Source organism: Pseudomonas sp. H3_D04 (assembly GCF_054669175.1).
Genome location: NZ_CP162801.1, coordinates 4220857 through 4240591, shown reverse-complemented (window position 1 = coordinate 4240591; position 19735 = coordinate 4220857). Strand labels below are relative to the sequence as shown.

At 60.6% G+C, this 19735-nt stretch carries 18 protein-coding genes; 14 read left to right on the top strand and 4 right to left on the bottom strand.

All coding sequences use genetic code 11. From position 1 onward, the window contains the following. Positions 1-3 precede the first annotated feature (3 nt). Together AB4N91_RS19515 and AB4N91_RS19510 are read right to left on the bottom strand one after the other, a co-directional pair. Positions 4-285, bottom strand: coding sequence for a hypothetical protein (locus AB4N91_RS19515; protein WP_460111651.1), 282 nt, complete (start codon positions 283-285; stop codon positions 4-6). A gap of 233 nt (positions 286-518) precedes the next feature. Beyond that, complete coding sequence (locus AB4N91_RS19510) at positions 519-809, bottom strand: DUF3077 domain-containing protein (RefSeq protein WP_102594117.1); 291 nt, start codon at positions 807-809, stop codon at positions 519-521. A 578-nt stretch (positions 810-1387) separates the two neighbouring features. Between AB4N91_RS19510 and AB4N91_RS19505 the strand changes: the two genes are divergently transcribed. From AB4N91_RS19505 to AB4N91_RS19495, 3 genes are all read left to right on the top strand, one after another. Further along, a complete protein-coding gene (locus AB4N91_RS19505; RefSeq protein ID WP_460111649.1) occupies positions 1388-1711 on the top strand; it encodes a hypothetical protein in 324 nt (107 codons plus the stop codon). A 244-nt stretch (positions 1712-1955) separates the two neighbouring features. Further along, on the top strand, positions 1956-2321 hold the full coding sequence (locus AB4N91_RS19500) for a hypothetical protein (protein WP_460111647.1): 366 nt from the start codon (positions 1956-1958) through the stop codon (positions 2319-2321). Next, positions 2314-2658, top strand: coding sequence for a hypothetical protein (locus AB4N91_RS19495; protein WP_197678981.1), 345 nt, complete (start codon positions 2314-2316; stop codon positions 2656-2658). The genes AB4N91_RS19500 and AB4N91_RS19495 overlap by 8 nt, the downstream gene beginning before the upstream one ends. Positions 2659-2753: 95 nt before the next feature. On the opposite strand, the gene AB4N91_RS19490 is transcribed toward AB4N91_RS19495, so the two are convergent. After that, entirely contained in the window at positions 2754-3353 is a 600-nt protein-coding gene (locus AB4N91_RS19490) for a cupin domain-containing protein (RefSeq protein ID WP_042932918.1), read from the bottom strand. A 67-nt stretch (positions 3354-3420) separates the two neighbouring features. Beyond that, the gene (locus tag AB4N91_RS19485) at positions 3421-5382 is read right to left on the bottom strand and encodes an oxidoreductase (protein WP_460111643.1); all 1962 of its coding nucleotides are present in this window, start codon (positions 5380-5382) and stop codon (positions 3421-3423) included. A 217-nt stretch (positions 5383-5599) separates the two neighbouring features. Between AB4N91_RS19485 and AB4N91_RS19480 the strand changes: the two genes are divergently transcribed. The 11 genes from AB4N91_RS19480 (at position 5600) to AB4N91_RS19430 (ending at position 19734) form a co-directional block, all read left to right on the top strand. Beyond that, complete coding sequence (locus AB4N91_RS19480; RefSeq protein WP_077750049.1) at positions 5600-6649, top strand: ABC transporter substrate-binding protein; 1050 nt, start codon at positions 5600-5602, stop codon at positions 6647-6649. 75 nt (positions 6650-6724) lie between these two features. Next, positions 6725-7504, top strand: coding sequence for a class II aldolase/adducin family protein (locus AB4N91_RS19475; RefSeq protein WP_083374819.1), 780 nt, complete (start codon positions 6725-6727; stop codon positions 7502-7504). Positions 7505-7595: 91 nt separating this feature from the next. Then, positions 7596-8243: a TetR family transcriptional regulator C-terminal domain-containing protein gene (locus AB4N91_RS19470; RefSeq protein ID WP_010462200.1), complete on the top strand. Its 648-nt coding sequence runs from the start codon at positions 7596-7598 to the stop codon at positions 8241-8243. Between the two features lie 92 nt (positions 8244-8335). After that, positions 8336-9052, top strand: a complete 717-nt coding sequence (locus AB4N91_RS19465; RefSeq protein ID WP_010462198.1) for a response regulator — start codon at positions 8336-8338, stop codon at positions 9050-9052. A 5-nt stretch (positions 9053-9057) separates the two neighbouring features. Next, complete coding sequence (locus AB4N91_RS19460) at positions 9058-9831, top strand: substrate-binding periplasmic protein (protein WP_458369303.1); 774 nt, start codon at positions 9058-9060, stop codon at positions 9829-9831. Beyond that, positions 9828-12089 (top strand): ATP-binding protein, encoded by a 2262-nt coding sequence (locus tag AB4N91_RS19455; protein ID WP_460111636.1) that lies wholly within the window; start codon positions 9828-9830, stop codon positions 12087-12089. Before AB4N91_RS19460 ends, AB4N91_RS19455 begins: the two co-directional genes overlap by 4 nt. 186 nt (positions 12090-12275) lie before the next feature. Next, a complete protein-coding gene (locus AB4N91_RS19450; RefSeq protein WP_010462192.1) occupies positions 12276-13688 on the top strand; it encodes an amino acid permease in 1413 nt (470 codons plus the stop codon). A 304-nt stretch (positions 13689-13992) separates the two neighbouring features. Further along, positions 13993-14784 carry an enoyl-CoA hydratase/isomerase family protein gene (locus AB4N91_RS19445; protein ID WP_460111633.1) on the top strand — a complete coding sequence of 264 codons (792 nt, stop codon included), beginning with the start codon at positions 13993-13995 and terminating at the stop codon, positions 14782-14784. 53 nt (positions 14785-14837) lie between these two features. Beyond that, positions 14838-15998, top strand: a complete 1161-nt coding sequence (locus AB4N91_RS19440) for an acyl-CoA dehydrogenase family protein (protein ID WP_460111630.1) — start codon at positions 14838-14840, stop codon at positions 15996-15998. An 18-nt stretch (positions 15999-16016) separates the two neighbouring features. Beyond that, positions 16017-18116 (top strand): acetate--CoA ligase family protein, encoded by a 2100-nt coding sequence (locus tag AB4N91_RS19435; RefSeq protein ID WP_460111627.1) that lies wholly within the window; start codon positions 16017-16019, stop codon positions 18114-18116. A 10-nt stretch (positions 18117-18126) separates the two neighbouring features. Beyond that, positions 18127-19734, top strand: a complete 1608-nt coding sequence (locus AB4N91_RS19430) for a 5-guanidino-2-oxopentanoate decarboxylase (RefSeq protein ID WP_145307367.1) — start codon at positions 18127-18129, stop codon at positions 19732-19734. The last annotated feature ends 1 nt before the right edge of the window (position 19735 follow it).

Sequence of the window (19735 nt, the reverse complement as noted above, 5' to 3'; positions counted from 1 at the left end):
TTTTCAATAGAGCCTTTTAGTAACGCGCTCCTCCGGAAGGTCCGTAGCAGGGCTAGCTGCACGAATTGCGGAGACTTGAGCCGGGGTTAGAGGTCCATCGTCTAGCTCGTACTTGGGCAAATAGCGGTCAGCAAATTGCCTCAAGGCGAGGTGGGCGACTTCGGTTTTACTCAAACCGGTCTGATTCATAAGCAACTCGATTGTCGAGATGCTTACCCCTGTTGGCGTGTCCTGTTTGCGTAATCGCAGCAGAAAGCTTTCAGATTTTTCAGTGGTGAGGGTCATGGGGTACTCCAAAGCGTATGTTTCTTGGTAGAGCGTCCGAGCTCTGACTATCCTTCAATCTAGAAGGTGATATAGATTCTATATCTCTCCAGTGAAAAAGCAATCACCCCAAGCCGTGGTACTCAGTCAGCGAGTGGGTGGCATCATAGGCGCCATGGGAAAGTGACTAACATCACCCCCCATGGCGGTCTGATACCCCGAATGTCCAGGGCACCTATCAGAAAGGCTGGCCGTTATTTTGCGGCTTTCTTGTCCTTCCGAGCCGGTCTGGGTGTTACCGCCTTCACCACATCATCAAGCAGCGCTTTACCCATCGCCGTTAAATAGTGCGCGGCCCAGGCATGACGGTCGGTGTCTCTTACGTAGGCGGCGTCTTCCGTGAACGCCTTGGCCAGGAACAGAAAATCAGAGGCCTGTGCCAATGCATCACTCACAGGCACTCCAGCGCTGACGTGGAACATCGCTTTTCCTGAGCAGTAGATGGGGGTGAAGCCGATGGTTTTTGCTTCTGTTGGTTCGCTCATTGATCACCTCCATAGACGCAAAGGTGAATAGGTGACGAACAGCACCGCGCAGAAGGCAGGTGCGTGAGAGGCTTTATTTCGAATGGATTTAGCTTGTTCATTATCAGTTCCCTTGATTAGAAGAACTGCCACTTCGCTGTCTCAAAAGCGGGGTGGCAGCCGTGCGTGGTGTGAGACCCGGCAATCAAGGTAACCGGTAGGCCCGAAAGCCTCCCACGCACAGCCGCCATAAAACCGATTCGCTGACGAAAAAAAACGCCGCATAGGTTCTGTGGCGCTTTGCGCCTTGATTGTCCCCGGGGTCTCACGCCCGATCGCTGAATGTGCAGCGACGTCTGGAGAGTATCCCGACAAAGATAGGGGCAACAAGGCGGTAGCTTGCTGAAATGCACAGTAACGCGCTTCCTTACGCAACTCTCGGAGTTTGCCTACAACTTCAGCGAGAGTCACCCGGATATTCTGGTACCGACCCCACTCTGACAAAGAAGCGAAGCCCTACCAAGCGAGAAAAAAAGGCGCATCCCGCGCATTAGCTATCATGCAATAAAGAGCGAAATCACCGGATAGCGGGGAAGAGCATGAACAGATGGCGGCGGCTTTGGTTGATTATCAAGCTGATTGCAGCCTCGGCGGCCTGTGTGGCCGTCGCTGTTCAGGCTTTTCTCTACATGCTGGACAGCTCCGACGCCGTGCAAATTCATCCATTGAGCATTTTGGTTGTCGGGCTGATTTTTGGCTTCATTGCTTTTGGACTTCTCTCATTGATTGAGAGGGGTGTGTTGCGACTGGTGGCCCCGATCATTTCCAGACCTCAAGCAGAACCTGAAGACGATGCCGGTGCAATGCCGGAACGGCCACTGACCTTTTCAACCGAAGACCCCACTCATCAGAGAAACCTGTGACCTTGCGCTGGCAGCTTTCGCAAGAGCCCGTGGACGGATCTCACAGGCGTAATTCCGGGCTGACACAAACGAGAGAATCGTCCTACTTCGCACGCGGATACGTCCGAGATTGATCGAAGGTATATTCGTTTTTCAGCGAAGGCATCCGTAATGACTTCGCGGTCGAGCAGGTGGCTGGACGTTACGCACCATCTTCTGGTTGATCGGTTAATCGATGATTTATTCCCTCAAGGAGGAGGTAGCGATGTACAGCAGCAGTGAAGATGGTTTTCAGAGTAATGATCAGACCGAGGTGTCACGAGGCAAGCCAATGCCTGGGGATCTTCATCTGGATACCGGGCGGTTGGCCAACATTTTCAAAGCGCGAATAAAGAATACCGGGTGCCCGTTCTGTGAGCATGATGAGTGGGAGTTACCACTCCAGGCCGGGGCGACGGGTGTAGGGTTGCCTTGGGCGTGTGGCAAAGAGTATTTCCGCTCCGGCACGCCGGCGGTGATGCTTAATTGCAAGTACTGCGGATTTATTCGCCTGCATTCGCTCAATGTGCTGGCAGATATCGTCGTCGAAGACAGCAGCAAAACCGTAGCGCTGGAGGTCTGCGATGAGTGAACCTTTTGTGCTGGTAAACCTTGATGAGCATTACCCCGACCGCTTCCCGAGCAACAAAAGAAGTGGCACTGACGAGAATGGACGAAGACCATCAGGTCCTCCAGGAGAAAACCCATTGGAACCGCGAGTATCTAAACTTGAGACGCATATCGAATACGTCCGACGTGACATTGGTGACCTTCGCGTGGAGTTTCGTGAGCACCGTCAAGAGGCTCGAACGGATTTTCGGGAGCACCGCAAAGACGCTCGAACGGATTTTCGTTTACTGTTCGGCGCGTTGATCACCACGGCGCTGGGCTTGGCAGCCATGATGGGAAAAGGGTTCGGTTGGTTGTAAATGAGCGAGTAAAAAGAAAAACCGGCTAAACGCCGGTTTTTTCGTGCAATTTGCCGACACCCTGATTTTGTCTGCGCTCTGAGGTCGCCAGCCCCTCAAAACGAAGGCGGCGTAATCACCCAGATCACCACGGCGTCCACCTCACCAGGATTGCCATACCGATGCGGCTCCTGGCTCGAAAAGCTGAAACTGTCCCCTTCATTCAGCTGGAAATAACGCTCGCCCACCCACAGCTCAAAACTCCCCGACAGCAAATACCCAGCCTCTTCCCCTTCATGGCTGTAACTCTGCTGACTGTAAGTCCCGGGTGGAAACCGTGAGTGCAGCATTTCCAACTGCCGATTTGGCTGCGGCGTCAGCAGCTGATCCACAATCCCGTCCTCATAATGCACGCTCATCCGAGTGTTCTTGCGCACCACAACGCCGTTATCTTCAGGCGCTGTAGTGCCCTCGCTGGCAAAGAACCACTGAATGGTCACACCCAAACTGCGGGCGATATTGAACAGCGCAGGAATCGACGGATAAGCCAGATTCCGTTCCAGCTGGCTGATATACCCCGCCGTCAGCTCGCTCATCTGCGCCAGTTCCGCCAGGGTCATGCCCCGACGTTTACGCAACCCACGAATCCGTGTGCCGAGAAAATGCGGTTCTGCCGTGGCGCTGTCCTGTGTGGGCGCGCTGCTGGCAGGCGGCATCTTGCTGCTGTTGCTCATGGCGTGCTCCAAACCGGGGTGTGTAAAAGCCCCGGAGTATAAAACAGCCTCAAAGCGCCCAGGCGACTTTCAAACCTTCGTAGATGGCTTCTTCGGCAGTGCGCGGGGCGAGGCAGTCGCCGATGCGACGAAATTCCACCAGGCCTTGCAGTTCGGCGCCGAGGGTATCGACGGGTTGATGGCCCTGGCAGAGCACCAGTGTGTCGATGTTTTCGAAGAGCATCGGTTCGCCGCTGGCGGTGTGTTGCAGGTAGACGGTGTTGTCGTCGCAGCCGTAGAGGCGGGCGTAGGGGGTGATCGGGATGCCGAGTTTGTGCAGTTCGCCGGCCAGTTGATCGCGCACGTACAGCGGCAGGTTTTCTCCGCAATGGGTGCCGTTGACGGCGAGTTGCACCTGGTGCCCGGCGCGTACCAGACGTTCGGCGATGCCGGGTCCGATCCAGTCGGCGCGCCAATCGACGACCACCACGGAACGACCGATTTGCACCTCCTCGCGCAGCACTTGCCAGGCGTCTACGACCTGCAATTCGCCGCCTCGCTCGAAGTCCGGCCAATACGGTTCGGCGCCGGTAGCAACGATTACCATGTCCGGCCGCTCGCGTTCGACCAGCGTCCGGTCCACGCGGGTATTGCGCACAACGCGCACCCCGGCCAGTTCCATTTCGCGTTGCAGGTTGGTGCTGGCGCCGCCGAATTCGGCACGCCGGGGCAGCAGTTGCGCCAGCAAGACCTGGCCGCCGAGTTGCGAGCTGGCTTCGTAGAGGGTCACGTCATGGCCGCGCTGGGCGGCCACGGCGGCGGCTTTCATCCCGGCCGGTCCGCCGCCGGCGATCATGATGCGCTTGCGTTGGGCGGCTGGTTGTCGCTGGCCGAAGATCAGTTCACGCCCGGTTTCCGGGTGCTGGATGCAGGAAATCGGCAGGCCTTTGTGGAAGTGGCCGATGCAGGCCTGGTTGCAGGCGATGCAGGCGCGCACGTCTTCGACATGGCCAGTGTCAGTTTTGTTGGGCATTTGCGGGTCGCAGATCAGGGCGCGGGTCATGCCGCAGACGTCGGCTTGGCCGCGGGCCAGAATCAATTCGGCTTCTTGCGGCTGGTTGATGCGCCCGGTGACGAACAGTGGAATCGACAACCCGGACTTGAACGTTCCGGCTTCCTTGGCCAGGTACGCGGCTTCGATCGCCATCGGCGGCACGATGTGCACGGCGCCGCCTAAAGACGCCGAGGTGCCGGCGACGATGTGCACGTAGTCCAGAATCGGTTGCAGGGATTGCACGGCGGCCAGGGATTCGTCCTCGGTCAGCCCCTCGGGATCGCGTTCATCGGCGGAAATGCGCAGGCCGACGATGAAGTGTTCATCGGTGTTGGCGCGCACCGCCGCGATCACTTCACGCAGGAAACGCAACCGCTGTTCCAGCTCGCCGTTATAGCCATCGGTGCGACGGTTGACCCTGGGGTTGAGGAATTGCGCCGGCAGGTAGCCATGGCTGGCGACCACTTCCACACCGTCGATTCCGGCCTGGTACAGACGTCGGGCAGCGGCACCGTAACCGGCGACGATCTCGTCGATCATCGCTTGATCCAGCGCACGCGGCATCACCCGGAAACGCTCGTTGGGCACCGCTGACGGCGAGTAGGCGACGGCCAGCAAGCCATCGCTGGACTCCATGATTTCCCGACCTGGATGGAAGATCTGCGACAGCACCACGGTGCCGTGCGCATGGCAACGTTCAGCGATCGTCCGATAGCCCTCGATGCAAGCGTCGTCAGTGGCCATCAGCACATGGGAGGTGTACCGCGCGCTGTCATGCACCCCGGCCACTTGCAACACGATCAGCCCGACGCCACCTTCGGCCCGAGCGGTGTGGTAAGCGATCAGTTGCTCGTTGACCAGGTTGTCGGTGGGCATCGAGGTGTCGTGACCGCTGGACATGATGCGGTTTTTCAGGCGTTTGCCACGCAGCTGCAAGGGTTCGAACAGGTGTGCAAAAGCGGGGGACGAGGTCGGCATGGGACGGTTACTCCAGGCAGGCTGCAGCCGAAAGGCCGGCTTTTCGGTGTTGTTATTATTTGCCTATAGAAATTTACCTGTAGTAAAAAATCAACTTGTTTTTTTACTGTGCCTCGCAGTAGATTCGTTTGGCGCCCGCACCTGGGGCGAACCTCACAACAATAAAAAAGGGTCACGTCGACGTTGAGTCGAGTGGCACCGGCAAGAGGAACCACTGATGAAATCGAATACGCTCAAGCACGGTTTTTATCCCTTGATGCTGTCCTTGGCCGTCAGCCTTGGCAGCGCTCAGGCAGCACCGGACATGGTGGTGGTGGGTTACGGCGGCGCCGGCCAGAAAGCCCAGGATGTGGCGTTCTTCCAGCCGTTCAGCATTGCGGATCGCAGCAAGCTGATTCAAAGCGAATACAACGGTGAGATGGCCCGGATCAAAGTGATGGTCGACACCGGCAACGCCGATTGGGACGTGGTGCAGATAGAAGGCCCCGACCTGATGCGCGGTTGCGATGAAGGAATGTATGAAAAACTCGACTGGAAAACCCTCGGTCGCGTCGAACAATTGATTCCCGACGCCGCGCAGCCGTGCGGTTCGGCAGCGCTGGTGTGGAGCGTGGCGATTGCCTACGACACGCAGAAGCTGGCGCAGGCTCCGACGTCGTGGGCCGACTTCTGGGATGTGCAGAAAACCCCCGGCAAACGCGGGCTGCGCAAGCGTGCTGTGTACAACCTGGAGTTCGCGTTGCTGGCCGACGGCGTGAAAGTCGAAGACGTTTATTCAGTGTTGAACACGCCGCAAGGTGTCGACCGGGCCTTCGCCAAGCTCACCGAGCTCAAACCCTACATCCAGTGGTGGGAAGCCGGCGCGCAACCGGCGCAATGGCTGACGGCCGGGGATGTGGTGATGACCTCGACGTACAGCGGACGTGTGGCCGCAGCCGCGCAAAACGGCAGTCACCTGGGGCTGGTGTGGCCGGGCAGTCTGTATGGCATGGATTACTGGGCGATCATCAAAGGCTCGAAACATGTCGATCAGGCCAAGCGCTTTATCGCGTTCGCCAATCAGCCGGACGCGCAGGTCAAGTATGTCGAGCAGATCCCTTACGGCCCGACCAATACGCAAGCGGCAGCCAGACTCGACGGCAAACTCGCGCAATGGGTACCCACGGCGCCGCAAAACCTGAAAGGCGCGCTGTCGATGGACGTGGCGTTCTGGGTCGATCACGGCGAAGAACTCGAAGAGCGTTTTAATGCCTGGGCCAGCAAGTAGCCGCTGGCGGCTGGACGTTTCACCGCGTCCGGCCTTACTGTTTTGCGCAGTCGATTACCCTGGAGAACCGCAACAATGAACGAGATCGCCCACCCGCTGCGCAGCACGACGGAACAGCATCTGCGCGAGGAACTGGCCGCCTGTTATCGATTGATCGCGCACTTTCGCATGACCGATCTGATTTTTACCCACATCTCGGTGCGACTGCCGGGGCCTGAGCATCACTTCCTGATCAATCCATACGGGCTGATGTTCGATGAGATCACCGCGTCGAATCTGGTGAAGATCGGCCTTGATGGCCGGGCCGTGGAGCCGTCGCCGTATCCCGTGAATCCGGCAGGTTTTGTGATTCACAGCGCCATTCATGGTGCCCGTGACGATGCGCAGTGCGTGCTGCACACCCACACCCGATCCGGCTGCGCGGTCGCGGCGTTGAAGTGCGGGTTGTTGCCGGTGAATCAGATCTCCATGGAGTTCTACGGGCGGGTGGCCTATCACGACTATGAAGGCGTGGCGCTGGACATGAGCGAGCAGCAGCGTCTGGTGCAGGACCTTGGCGACAAGCCGGTGCTGATGTTGCGTAATCACGGTTTGTTGACCGTTGGCCAGACCGTGGGGCAGGCCTTCTTGCGCATGTACTACCTGGAAAAAGCCTGTGAAATCCAGCTCGCTGCGCAAGCTGCCGGTGAGTTGGTCTTGCCGCCGAGCGAGGTGTGCGAACACACCGAACGTCAGTTCAATGATCCTGGCCGGCCGCTGGACGAAGGGGAGTTGAGCGACCCGGATGCCATGCAGTTGGCCTGGGCCGCGCTGTTGCGATTGCTTGAGCGGGTGGCGCCGGGTTATCGCGACTGACTGGAGACTTGCCACGCTCTTGCTGTACAGTCGTTCAGCCCGCGGCTTTCACCGCCGCGCCCTAATGATTGATCCACGGAGAGTGTCGCGCATGAGTCAGGAAGCCCGTTTTTCCCGCATGGAGCCGGAGTTGCGCAAGGCCAACCTGATCGAAGCCACGCTGGTTTGCCTCAAGCGCCACGGCTTTCAGGGCGCATCGATCCGCAAGATTTCCGCCGAGGCCGGCGTCTCGGTCGGGTTGATCAGCCATCATTATTCCGGCAAGGACGAATTGGTGGCCGAGGCCTACCGGGCGATTACTGGCAGGGTCATGGGGTTGCTGCGCGACGCCATGGAACACGCGGCACCCAGCGCTCGGGAACGCTTGTCGGCGTTTTTTCGCGGCTCGTTTTCAGCCGAATTGCTCGACCCGCAATTGATTGATGCCTGGCTGGCATTCTGGGGGGCTGTACGCACGGCGGAATCAATCAACCTCGCGCACGAGCATTCCTACGGCGAGTATCGCGGCATCTTGCGTAAAGTCCTGACCGAATTGGCGCAGGAGGAGGGCTGGGAACACTTCGATGCCGACCTGGCCGCCATCAGCCTTAGCGCGTTGCTTGATGGTTTGTGGCTGGAGTCGGGACTCAACCCGGGCACCTTTACCCCGGAGCAAGGCATTCAGATTTGCGAAGCCTGGGTCGACGGCTTGCAGGCCGGCGGTCGTCAACGGTTTTGCGTTCAGACGACGGGCTGTTGATCGGTCGTTCAGCTGCCGATACTCTCTGGCGCCAAGGCAACAAAACACTCTAATAAGAAACACGCCTTCGGGCATACGCGGGACACCTAGCGATGACTCCTCGGGTACTGATCGTCGATGACGATCCGCTGATTCGCGAACTGCTGCATGCCTACCTGTCCCAGGAAGGTTATGACGTGCATTGCGCCGCCACCGCGGAGCTGGCCGAAACCTTTCTGGCGAGCCAGACGGTGGATCTGGTGATGCTCGATATCCGCTTGCCGGGCAAGGACGGGCTGACCCTGACCCGGGAGCTGCGGGTCCGTTCGGAAGTCGGGATCATTCTGATCACCGGGCGCAACGATGAAATCGATCGCATCGTCGGCCTCGAATGCGGCGCCGACGACTACGTGATCAAACCCCTCAACCCACGCGAGCTGGTGTCCCGGGCGAAAAACCTGATACGCCGGGTTCGCCACGCGCAGGCGCCCCAGCCGGTGGCGGCCATTGCAAAACCGGTCAAGCAATTCGCCGACTGGGCGCTGGACACCGATCGCCGACGGCTGATCGACGCCACTGGCAGCGAAACCCTGCTGACCCACGGCGAATACCAGCTGCTCAGCGTGTTCCTGCGCAACAGCGGCCATACCTTGAGCCGCGATCAGTTGATGGACCAGATCCGCAACCGCGAGTGGGTGCCCAATGATCGTTCCATCGACGTGCTGGTCGGACGTTTGCGGCGCAAGTTGCACGACGACCCGGCCGAGCCGCAGTTGATCATTACCATCCACGGTGCCGGTTACCTGTTCACCGCCAGCGTAGCGGCCTGACTCTTATGTGGCGGCTGTTTGCGCTGCTGCTGGGGGTGGTCGCCCACAGCACAATGGCGGCGGAAAAGATTCGCTATTGCGACTATCCGGTCTACCCGCCGATCTCCTGGAGTGACGGCAAGCAGGTGCGCGGCCTGGCCCCGAGCGTGGTGAAAAACCTCTTCGAGAAACTCGGCTATGAAGTCGACATCATCGTGCTCGGCAACTGGAAGCGCTGCTTGCTCGACGCCGCTGAAGGCCGGGTCGATGTGGTGTTGGCCTACAGCACCGCACAACGCGAGCAGAGCATGATGTTTTCCACGGTGCCGGTGTTGCGTGAAGAGGTCGCACTGTTCATCAACCGCCAGCGTCCGGTGAAATTCGAGCGTCTGGAGGACCTGGCCCATTACCGTGGCGGGCTGCTGTTCGGTGAAAGTTATGGCGTGGAATTCGACCGCTTGGTCGCACAGCACCAAAACATCGAGTGGGTCTCTGACAGCCACCAGAACTTCGGAAAACTGATTCGCGGGCGCATCGACTTCATCACCTCGGAGCGACGCACCGGCGAGCTTTACGTCGAGAACCTGCCGGGCGCACAAGACATCGTCGCCTTGCCGACCTCCTTGAGCGTTGACTACCTGCGGATTGCGGTATCACGCCGTTCACCACTGGCCAGCCGCATGCCGGACATCGATGCGCAACTCAAACGCATGGTCGATGCCGGGGAGGTCGAGCGTTTGCTTGACGAAAGCGAAGTCACGTACCGTGACATGATCAACCTGCCGGCGAATTCGAAATGATCGGCGCACGGCCCGGGGGGCTGTTGCGGCGTCTGCTGTTGTTCATTCTGTTGTTCAGCCTGTGCTTCACCGTCCTGGCGAGCACCGTGCAGTTGTACTTCGAATACCGCCGCGAGATGCGCGAGATCGATTCGCGCATGGAGCTGATTCGCGCCGGGTATCTGGCCAGTCTGGAGCGCAGTCTCTGGGACTTGAACCAGGAACAATTGAATGTGCAGTTACGCGGCCTGGTGGATTTTTCCGACGTGGCACGGGTGCATCTGATCAGCCCTGATTTCGATCTGCTGCATGGCAACGCGGAGCCGATAGGGCCGTTGCGCATTGAGCGTTTTCAATTGGACTATCAACCGCCGTCCGGGCCGTTGCGGCATCTGGGCCAGTTGGAGGTCAGCACCGATCTGGGCGCCGTGCACCAGCGTTTGTATGCCACCGGTTTGACCAGCCTGTTATGGATGAGCATGTTCTTATGCGGGCTGGCGGTGGCGCTATCGGGGCTGTTTTACCGCTTGGTCACGCGGCACCTGCAAGTCATGGCCGAGTTCGCCAGGCGCGTTGCCGCCGGTGACTGGCACGACCCCTTGCAGCTGGACAAGCGCCGTGGCGCCGACGAGGACGAAATCGACACCGTGGCCCATGCGCTGGACGACATGCGCCGGGCAATCCTCAGTGACATTGACCGCCGGGAAACCGATCGACTGGCCCTGCAAGACAACCGCGATGAACTGCTGCGAAGGGTCGAGCGCCGCACCGCCAGCCTGATGCGTGCCAAGGATGAAGCCGAAGCGGCCAACCTTGCGAAATCACGGTTCCTGGCGACCATGAGCCACGAACTGCGCACGCCGCTCAACGGCATCCTTGGCATGGCCGAATTGCTGCGTGACGCCCACTTGGATGAGCGCAACGGCAAACGTCTGGATGCGTTGTACAAGGCGGGCGAAGGGTTGTTGTCGATTCTCAATGAAGTGCTGTATTTCGCTCGATTGGAGGAGGGCGTCAGCCACCCGGAACCGGTCGACTTTTCCCTCCGGCGGTTGCTCGACGAGGTGCTGACGCTGCTGGAACCGCGCGCGCTGAGCAACGACACGACGCTGCACTGCCGGATGGATCCGCAGGTCGCCGACCGGCACCATGGCGCCGAACAATTCTTGCGTCAGGTATTGAGCAACTTGCTGGCCAACGCGATCAAGTTCACCGAAGGTGGAGAGGTCAGAGTCGAGGTCGTGCTGCTGGCTCCCAACCCGCAACAGACCGGGCAACGGCTGCGCCTGAGCGTGACGGACAACGGCATCGGCATTGCGCCGGCGGTGCAGGATAAGATTTTCGAGCGCTTCACGCAGGCCAGCGAGGAGGTGGCGCAACGCTTCGGCGGAACCGGTCTCGGATTGGCCATTTGCAAACATCTGGTGGAGCAGTTGGGCGGGCAGATCGGTGTTGAAAGCCAGGTCGGGCAGGGCAGCTGTTTCTGGTTTGAAGTGACGTTGCAACCGTCGACCGGCACCACCGAGGTGGCGTCAAGCAGCGAACCCGGCAGGTCGCTGAAGATTCTGGTGGTCGAGGACGTGGCGCTGAACCGTGAAGTGGTCAGCGGCTTGCTGCAACGGGACGGGCATCAGGTCTGGCTCGCCGAAGACGGCGAGCAGGCGCTGATGCAATGCGCCGGGCAGACGTTCGATTTGATCCTGCTCGACGTGCACCTGCCGGGCATCAGTGGCGTCGAGTTGTGCACATTGATTCGCGGCACCGAAGGCCCGAACCGCCAATGCCGAATCTTCGCCCTGACCGCCAGTGTGCAACCGGCGCTGGTGCGCGGTTATCTGGATGCCGGGATGGACGGCATTCTCGCCAAACCTCTGAAACTCGACAATCTGCGTCAGGCCCTGGCCGGGCATTCACCAATACCCACGCCGCAGCCTGTTGACGAGGCAATGGATTGGCCGCTGCTGGACACCCACCGCACCTTGCTCGGTGAACAGAAACTCCAGGGATTGCTGGCGGTGTTGCGCGATTCGATCAGCCTGCATCGCGAAGCGCTCACGGAAGCGATCGAGGCCGACGATTGCACCGAAGTCGCTCACCTGGCGCATCGCCTGGCCGGCAGCAGCGATTCATTGGGCTTTCGTGCATTGGCCACTGTGCTGCGCGCGCTGGAAGAGGCTGCGCTGGTCAACGACGAATCAAGGTTGCGGATATTGGCACCGCAGGTTCACGCGCACTTGCAGCATTCGCAACAGACGCTGACCGACCTGCTACACCCCTGACATACAAGTTCGTTACGACTTTTTACAACTTCGAGCGTTAAGGTCAACGGGAGCTTACATGGCCTTCCAATAATCGAGATAACCGCCACAGCGCGGTCTTCGAAGCTTATTGGAGATAATAATAATGAACCGCCGTAAAGCTGATCCCTCCTCGCGCCACGCGCACCTTGCTGATGGGGTGCGGACATGAGCGAATCTATCGAACGTAATGGCATCCACCTGACCCGCGCTTTAAAAAGCCGACACATTTTCATGTTGTCACTGGGGGGCGTGATCGGCACGGGGTTGTTTATGGGCTCCGGAGTGACGATCAATCAGGGCGGGCCGGTGGGGGCAATTCTCGCTTACCTCGTCGCCGGTTTCCTGATGTACCTGGTGATGGTTTGCCTGGGCGAATTGTCCGTGCAAATGCCGGTGTCCGGGTCGTTTCAAACCCACGCGACCAAGTTCATCGGGCCGGCTACCGGCTTCATGATCGGCTGGGTGTACTGGATGAGTTGGGCGACCACCGTGGGCCTGGAGTTCACGGCGGCAGGCATGCTGATGGAACGCTGGTTTCCAACCATTCCGATCTGGTACTGGTCGGCGCTGTTCGTGGTGGTGCTGTTCGGCCTGAATGCGTTGGCCACACGCGCTTTTGGTGAAGCGGAATACTGGTTTTCCGGGATCAAGGTCGCGGCGATCCTCGGGTTTATTGTGGTCGGCGTGCTGGTGATTTTCGGCGCGATCCCACTGACCAGCGGCGCACCGGCACCGATGATGACCAACCTGATCGGCGACTCGCTGTTCCCCAACGGTTTGTCGGCGGTGTTCGCAGTGATGATGACTGTGGTCTACGCCTTCCAGGGCTGCGAGATCATGGGCGTGGCCGCCGGCGAAACCGATCAGCCGGAAAAAAGCATCCCGCGTGCTGTGCGCAACGTGGTGTTTCGCGTGTTGATTTTCTATGTGCTGGCGATCGTGGTGCTGTCGGCAATCGTGCCGTGGCAGCAGGCCGGGTTGATGGAAAGTCCGTTCGTGCAAGTGTTCGACATGGTCGGCATTCCTTATGCGGCTGACTTGATGAACTTTGTGATTCTTACGGCGATTCTGTCGGTGGGTAACTCGGGCCTGTATGCCTCTACGCGCATTCTGTGGGCGATGTCCAAGACCGGCATGGCGCCGAAAAGCCTGTCGCCGTTGAGCAAGCGCGGCGTGCCGTTGCGGGCGCTGAGCATCACCTTGTGCTTCGCGCTGGTGTCGTTGATGACCAGCTTCGTCGCGGCGGACACGCTGTTCATGGTGTTGATGGCGGTGAGCGGCATGTCGGGCACGGTGACCTGGATCGTGATCGCGCTGGCGCAGTACAAATTCCGCAAGGCTTATCTGCGCGATGGCGGCAAGCTCAGCGACTTGAAATACCGCGCGCCGTGGTTCCCGCTGTTGCCGCTGACATGCATTGCGTTGTGCTGTTCGCTGTTCGTGTTCCTGGCATTGGATGAAACGCAGCGCCCTTCGCTGTATTGGGGCTTCGGGTTTATCGCGGTGTGCTACGCCGCGTACTTCCTGACTCAACGCAAGCGCCAGGCGGTGCTGGCACCGAGCTTGCCGACGGCGTAACCGCACACACCAAGACAAAACCCCATGGGAGCAAGCCGTGGCGAGAGGATCAATCCCCTCGCCACAGCTCGCTCCCATCGTTGTTTTTGGCGGGTTACGCGCTGTAGGCAGTTGTTCAAAGTTGTAACAGCGCAGTCGTTGCATGGCTGGATGTCAGAACTTAAACCAACAAAATCAACTACTTACTAAGTAAGCGCAGCTGTTACAGACCATTTTTCAGCCAATTGCCGTCTTGCTGAACACTCGTTTAGTATGGCCCTAGGTCGCACCACCTCACGCCAAACACAATAATTCGAGGATTCGCATGACTACTCACATTTCTCTGCTGTGCCAAGTAAAAGCCGGCGTGGCCTGGATCACCCTCGATCGCCCCGATCAGCGTAATGCGCTGGACATTCCGACCCTGAAAAACCTGCACGCCGTGCTCGATGAGTTCAACGCCGATCCCTCCGTTCGGGTCGTGGTGCTGACCGGCAGCGGCCGCAGTTTCTGCTCCGGCGCAGATCTCGCCGAATGGGCCGAAGCCGAAGCCCGTGGCGCCCTCGAAAGCTACGGCTGGACCGAAACCGCCCATGCATTGATGAGCCGTTTGTACAGCCTGGAAAAACCGACCATCGCCGCCATCAACGGCACCGCCGTCGGCGCCGGGATGGACCTGACGCTGTGCTGCGACCTGCGCATCGCCGCGCAATCGGCGCGCTTCAAGGCCGGCTACACCAGCATGGCCTACTCGCCGGACGCCGGTGCCAGCTGGCATCTGCCGCGCCTGATCGGCACTGAACAAGCCAAGCGCCTGTTGTTCCTCGACGAGTTGTGGGGCGCCGACCGTGCCTTGGCCGCCGGTCTCGTCGGCGAAGTCTGCGCCGATGAACAACTGCACGACGTGACCACCGAATTGACCACGCGCCTGGCCAACGGTCCGACATTCGCTTTCGCCCAGACCAAAAAACTCATGCGCGAAGGCGCCCAGCGCAGCCTGCCGGAGCAACTGCAAGCCGAGCTCGCCGCCGGCCTGCTTTGCGGTCGCAGCAAAGACGGCGCCGAAGCCTTGCGCGCCGCCATCGAAAAACGCCCGGCACACTTCAGCGGCCAATAGGCCCGATGACTGGCCTCGTACACCTACTCAGCACATGAACAACAGGTAGCCCCATGAATTTCCAACTGACCCAAGAACAAGACATGTTGGTGGACGCGGTACGCAGCTTTGTCGCCAAGGAACTGCTGCCTCATGAGGAAGCGGTCGACCGCGCCGACGAAGTCTCCCCGGAGCTGGCGGCACAGATCCGTGGCAAGGCGATTGCGGCAGGTTTCTATGCCTTCAACATGCCGGAAGAAGTGGGCGGTGGCGGCCTCGATTACCTGTCCCAGGCGCTGATCGAGCGTGAACTGTCCAAGGTTTCGTGGGCGCTGCATGTGTTTGTCGCGCGGCCGTCGAAAATCCTCATGGCCTGCACCGGCGAGCAGATCAACGACTACCTGCTGCCGTGCATCCAGGGCAAGAAAATCGATTGCTTCGCGCTGACCGAGCCGGGTGCCGGTTCCGACGCCAACGCGATCAAGACCCGTGCCGTGCGCGACGGCGATGACTTCATTCTCAACGGCAGCAAGCACTTCATCAGCCACGCCGGTCACGCCGATTTCGCCATCGTTTTCGCGGTCACCGACACCTACGAACACAACGGCAAACAGCGCAACGCCGTGACGTCGTTCCTGGTCGACCGCGACACGCCGGGCATGACCATTCGCCGGGGTCCCAAGTGCGTGAGCAACCGCGGTTATCACACCTTTGAAATGTTCTTCGACGACTGCCGCGTCCCCGCCAATAAAGTGCTGGGGGAAGTGGGCAAGGGCTGGGACGTGGCCAACGCCTGGCTCACGGCCGGACGGGTGATGGTCGCCGCCAACTGCGTCGGCCAGGCGCAACGCGCGCTCGACGTGTCGCTGCAATGGGCCGCCGACCGCAAGCAGTTCGGCCAGCCGATCGGCACCTACCAGGGCATCTCGTTCAAGCTCGCCGACATGGTCACGCAGATCCGCGCCGCTGAACTGCTGACCTTGCACACCGCCTGGAAAATGGACCAGGGCACCATGACCGACGGCGAGGCCGGCATGGCCAAGTTGTTTGCCAGTGAAGTGCTCGGCAAGGTCGCCGATGAGGCGGTGCAGATTTTTGGCGGCATGGGCCTGATGGACGAATGCCCGGTGGAACGCATCTGGCGCAACGCGCGGATCGAGCGCGTCTGGGAAGGCACCTCGGAGATCCAGCGCCACATCATTTCCCGCGAATTGCTGCGGCCACTGTTGCGCTGACCGGTCGGGAGAATGGCTATGTCGCAAACGATTCGTGACAACCTAAAACGCATGCTCGCACCGCGCCACCTGGCGTTTATCGGTGGCCGCAGCATGGCCCGCGCGCTCAAGCGCTGCGCCGACGGCGGTTACCTTGGCGAGATGTGGCTGGTCAATCCGCAGCACGACAGCCTTGAAGGCGTGCCGTGTGTGCGCCGTATTGCCGATCTGCCGTGCGGCCCGGACGCGGTGTTCATCGCGACCAACCGCGAGCTGACCCTGACCTGCGTTGCCGAACTGGCCGCCAAGGGCGCAGGCGGGGCGATCTGCTACGCCTCCGGGTTCGCCGAAACCGGTGCCGAGGGCCAGGCCTTGCAGCAACAATTGCTCAAAGCCGCCGGCCACATGGCCTTGCTTGGCCCCAACTGTTACGGCCTGCTCGACTATTTGCACAGCTCCGCGCTGTGGCCGGTGGCCCATGGCGGAAAACCGGTGGAGAAGGGCGTCGCCGTCCTGACCCAAAGCGGTAACTTTGCCTACAACCTGTCCATGAGTGACCGCTCGCTACCAGTGGCCTACATGGCGTCGGTCGGCAATCAGGCGCAACTGGGCATCGCCGAATTGATGGACGTGTTGCTCGATGAGCCGCGCGTCACCGCCATCGGCTTGCACCTCGAAGGCCTGAAAAACGTCCCGGGTTTCGCCCGCGCGGCGCACAAGGCATTGGAGAAGGGCATTCCGATCATCGCCTTGAAAACCGGCGTGTCGCAGATCGGTGCCGAGCTGGCGCTGAGTCACACAAGCTCGCTGTCCGGTTCCGATGCGCTGTACGACAGTCTGTTTGCGCGCCTCGGCGTGATCCGCGTCAGCGGCCCGGTGAGTTTCGTCGAAACCTTGAAAGCGGCGGCGTGCGGCAAGTTGCCGGCGGGCAACAGCCTGATCGCACTGGCCTGTTCGGGAGGCGACGCCGGGCTGATTGCCGACTACGCCGAGCGCAACGAGCTGAGCTTGCCGAAACTCGACGAAGGTCAGCGCGATGAGCTGGCGCAAGTGCTGCCGAGCTACGCCAATCTGGTCAATCCGCTGGATTTCACCACGGCGATCTGGGGCGACGGCGAAGCCTTGAACCACATGCTCGACAGCGCCCTGCGCACCGAAGCCGATGCGGCGATGCTGGTGCTCGATTACCCGGCCGAATTTACCGGCGAACGCAAGGAATGCGACCTGCTGCTGGAGCTGTTCTGTGCAGCGCTGATCCGCCATGGCAAGACCGGTTTTGTCACCTCGGCTTTCCCGGAATTGCTGCCGGCCCACGCTCGCGAACGTCTGCATACCCAAGGCGTGGCGGCGTTGCAAGGCGTCGAAGACGGGCTGGCCGCGTGGGGGCGGATTGCTGGCTATCAACGCAACCGTCAGGCGCTGCTGGCGCTCGGTGAATCAGTGCTGGTGCCGCACTGCCCTCAGGCGCTGGAAGGCGAAGGTCGCTTGCTCAATGAATGGGATTCGAAAAAAGCGTTGCGCGCCTTCGGCCTGCAGACGCCCAACGGCGTGTTGAGCTCACCGGACAAGGCGTTGAGCGACGCCAACGCGCTGGGTTATCCGTTGGTATTGAAAGCGGTCAGCTCCCAACTGCCGCACAAAACCGAAGCCGGCGCCGTGGCGTTGAACCTCAAGGACGGCGCCGCTCTGAACGCTGCCCTGGAAAAAATGCGCGCCAGCCTCGTCGATTACGCGCCGCACGTGCCGTTCGATCAGGTGCTGCTGGAGCCCATGGCCAAGCCGCCGTTAGCCGAGCTGATCGTCGGCATCAAACGCGAAAACGACTTCGGCCTGGCCCTGGTCATCGGCGCGGGCGGAGTTCTGGTGGAGTTGCTCAAGGACAGTCGCAGCTTGTTGCTGCCCACCACCGATGGCGCCATTCGCCAAGCGTTGCTCGGCCTGCGCAGTGCCGCGTTGCTGCAAGGTTTTCGCGGTCGCCAAGTGGCGGATCTGGACGCGCTGGTGGCGGCGATTCGAGCGGTGGCCGATTACGCCTGCGAGAACGCCGGGCAGTTGCTGGAACTTGATGTGAACCCATTGTTGGTCGGTGCCGATGGCACGACTGCGGTCGATGCGTTGATTCGCCTCGGCCACGAGTGAGGACGTGAATATGCAAAGCACAACATTGACCGGCGGCCAGGCCCTGGTCCGCCTGCTGGCCAACTACGGCGTCGACACCGTGTTCGGCATCCCCGGCGTACACACGCTGGAGTTGTACCGTGGCCTGCCCGGCAGCGGCATTCGCCATGTGCTGACGCGCCATGAGCAAGGCGCCAGTTTCATGGCCGACGGCTACGCCCGAGTCAGCGGAAAACCGGGTGTGTGCTTCATCATCACCGGGCCGGGCGTGACCAATGCCGCGACCGGCATCGGCCAGGCCTATGCCGACTCGATTCCGATGCTGGTGATATCCAGCGTCAACCACACCGCCAGCCTCGGCAAAGGCTGGGGGTGCCTGCACGAAACCCAGGACCAGCGCGCAATTACCGCGCCGATCACGGCGTTTTCGGCGGTAGCCCTTAGCGCCGAGGACCTGCCTGAACTGATCGCCCGTGCCTACGCGGTGTTTGACAGTGAACGTCCGCGCCCGGTGCACATTTCCGTGCCGCTCGACGTGCTGTCGGCAAAGGTCAGCCGCGACTGGAGCAATGAAGTGGTGCGTCGCCCGAGCCGTGGCGTGCCGGCCGCTACGGCGCTGGATCAGGCCGTGGCCAAACTGCAAAGCGCCAAACGGCCGATGATCATCGCCGGCGGTGGCGCATTGAATGCGCAGCAGCAAGTGCATGAACTCAGCACCCGACTCGCCGCGCCGCTGTTTACCAGCGTGGCCGGCAAAGGCCTGTTGCCGCCGGATGCACCCCTCAATGCCGGCTCGACCCTGTGCGTCGAGCCGGGCTGGCAACTCATCGTCGAGGCGGACGTGGTGCTGGCCGTTGGCACCGAAATGGCCGACACCGATTTCTGGCGCGAGCGTCTGCCGCTGAATGCCGAGCTGCTGCGCGTGGACATCGACCCGCGCAAGTTCAACGATTTCTACCCGTGCGCGGTGGCGCTGCAAGGCGATGCGCAACACACCCTCGCCGCGTTGCTGGAACGTCTGCCGCCCGCCAACCGCGATGCCAGTGCAGCGATCGCGTCCGTCGCAGCGCTGCGTGAAGCGGTGCAAAACAACCACGGCCCCTTGCAGTCGATCCATCAAGCGATACTCGAACGTATCGCTGCGGAGCTGCCGGACGATGCCTTCATCAGCACCGACATGACCCAACTGGCCTACACCGGCAACTACGCCTTCAACAGCCTGGCACCACGCAGCTGGTTGCATCCGACCGGCTACGGCACGCTGGGTTATGGTTTGCCGGCGGGCATCGGCGCCAAGTTCGGCGCACCGCAGCGGCCGGGTCTGGTGCTGGTTGGCGACGGCGGTTTTCTCTACACCGCGCAGGAACTGGCCACCGCCGTCGAAGAGCTGGACAGTCCGCTGGTGGTGTTGCTCTGGAACAACGACGCGCTGGGACAGATCCGCGACGACATGATCGGGCTGGATATCGAGCCGATTGGCGTGCTGCCGCGCAACCCGGACTTTGCCGCCCTTGCCCGTGCGTTCGGTTGCACGGTGAGCGAGCCGCAAAGCCTGGCCGAGTTGCAAACCGACTTGCGCCACGGCTTCAAGCGCAACGGCGTGACCCTGATCGAACTCAAGCACGCGTGCGCGCAGTGAC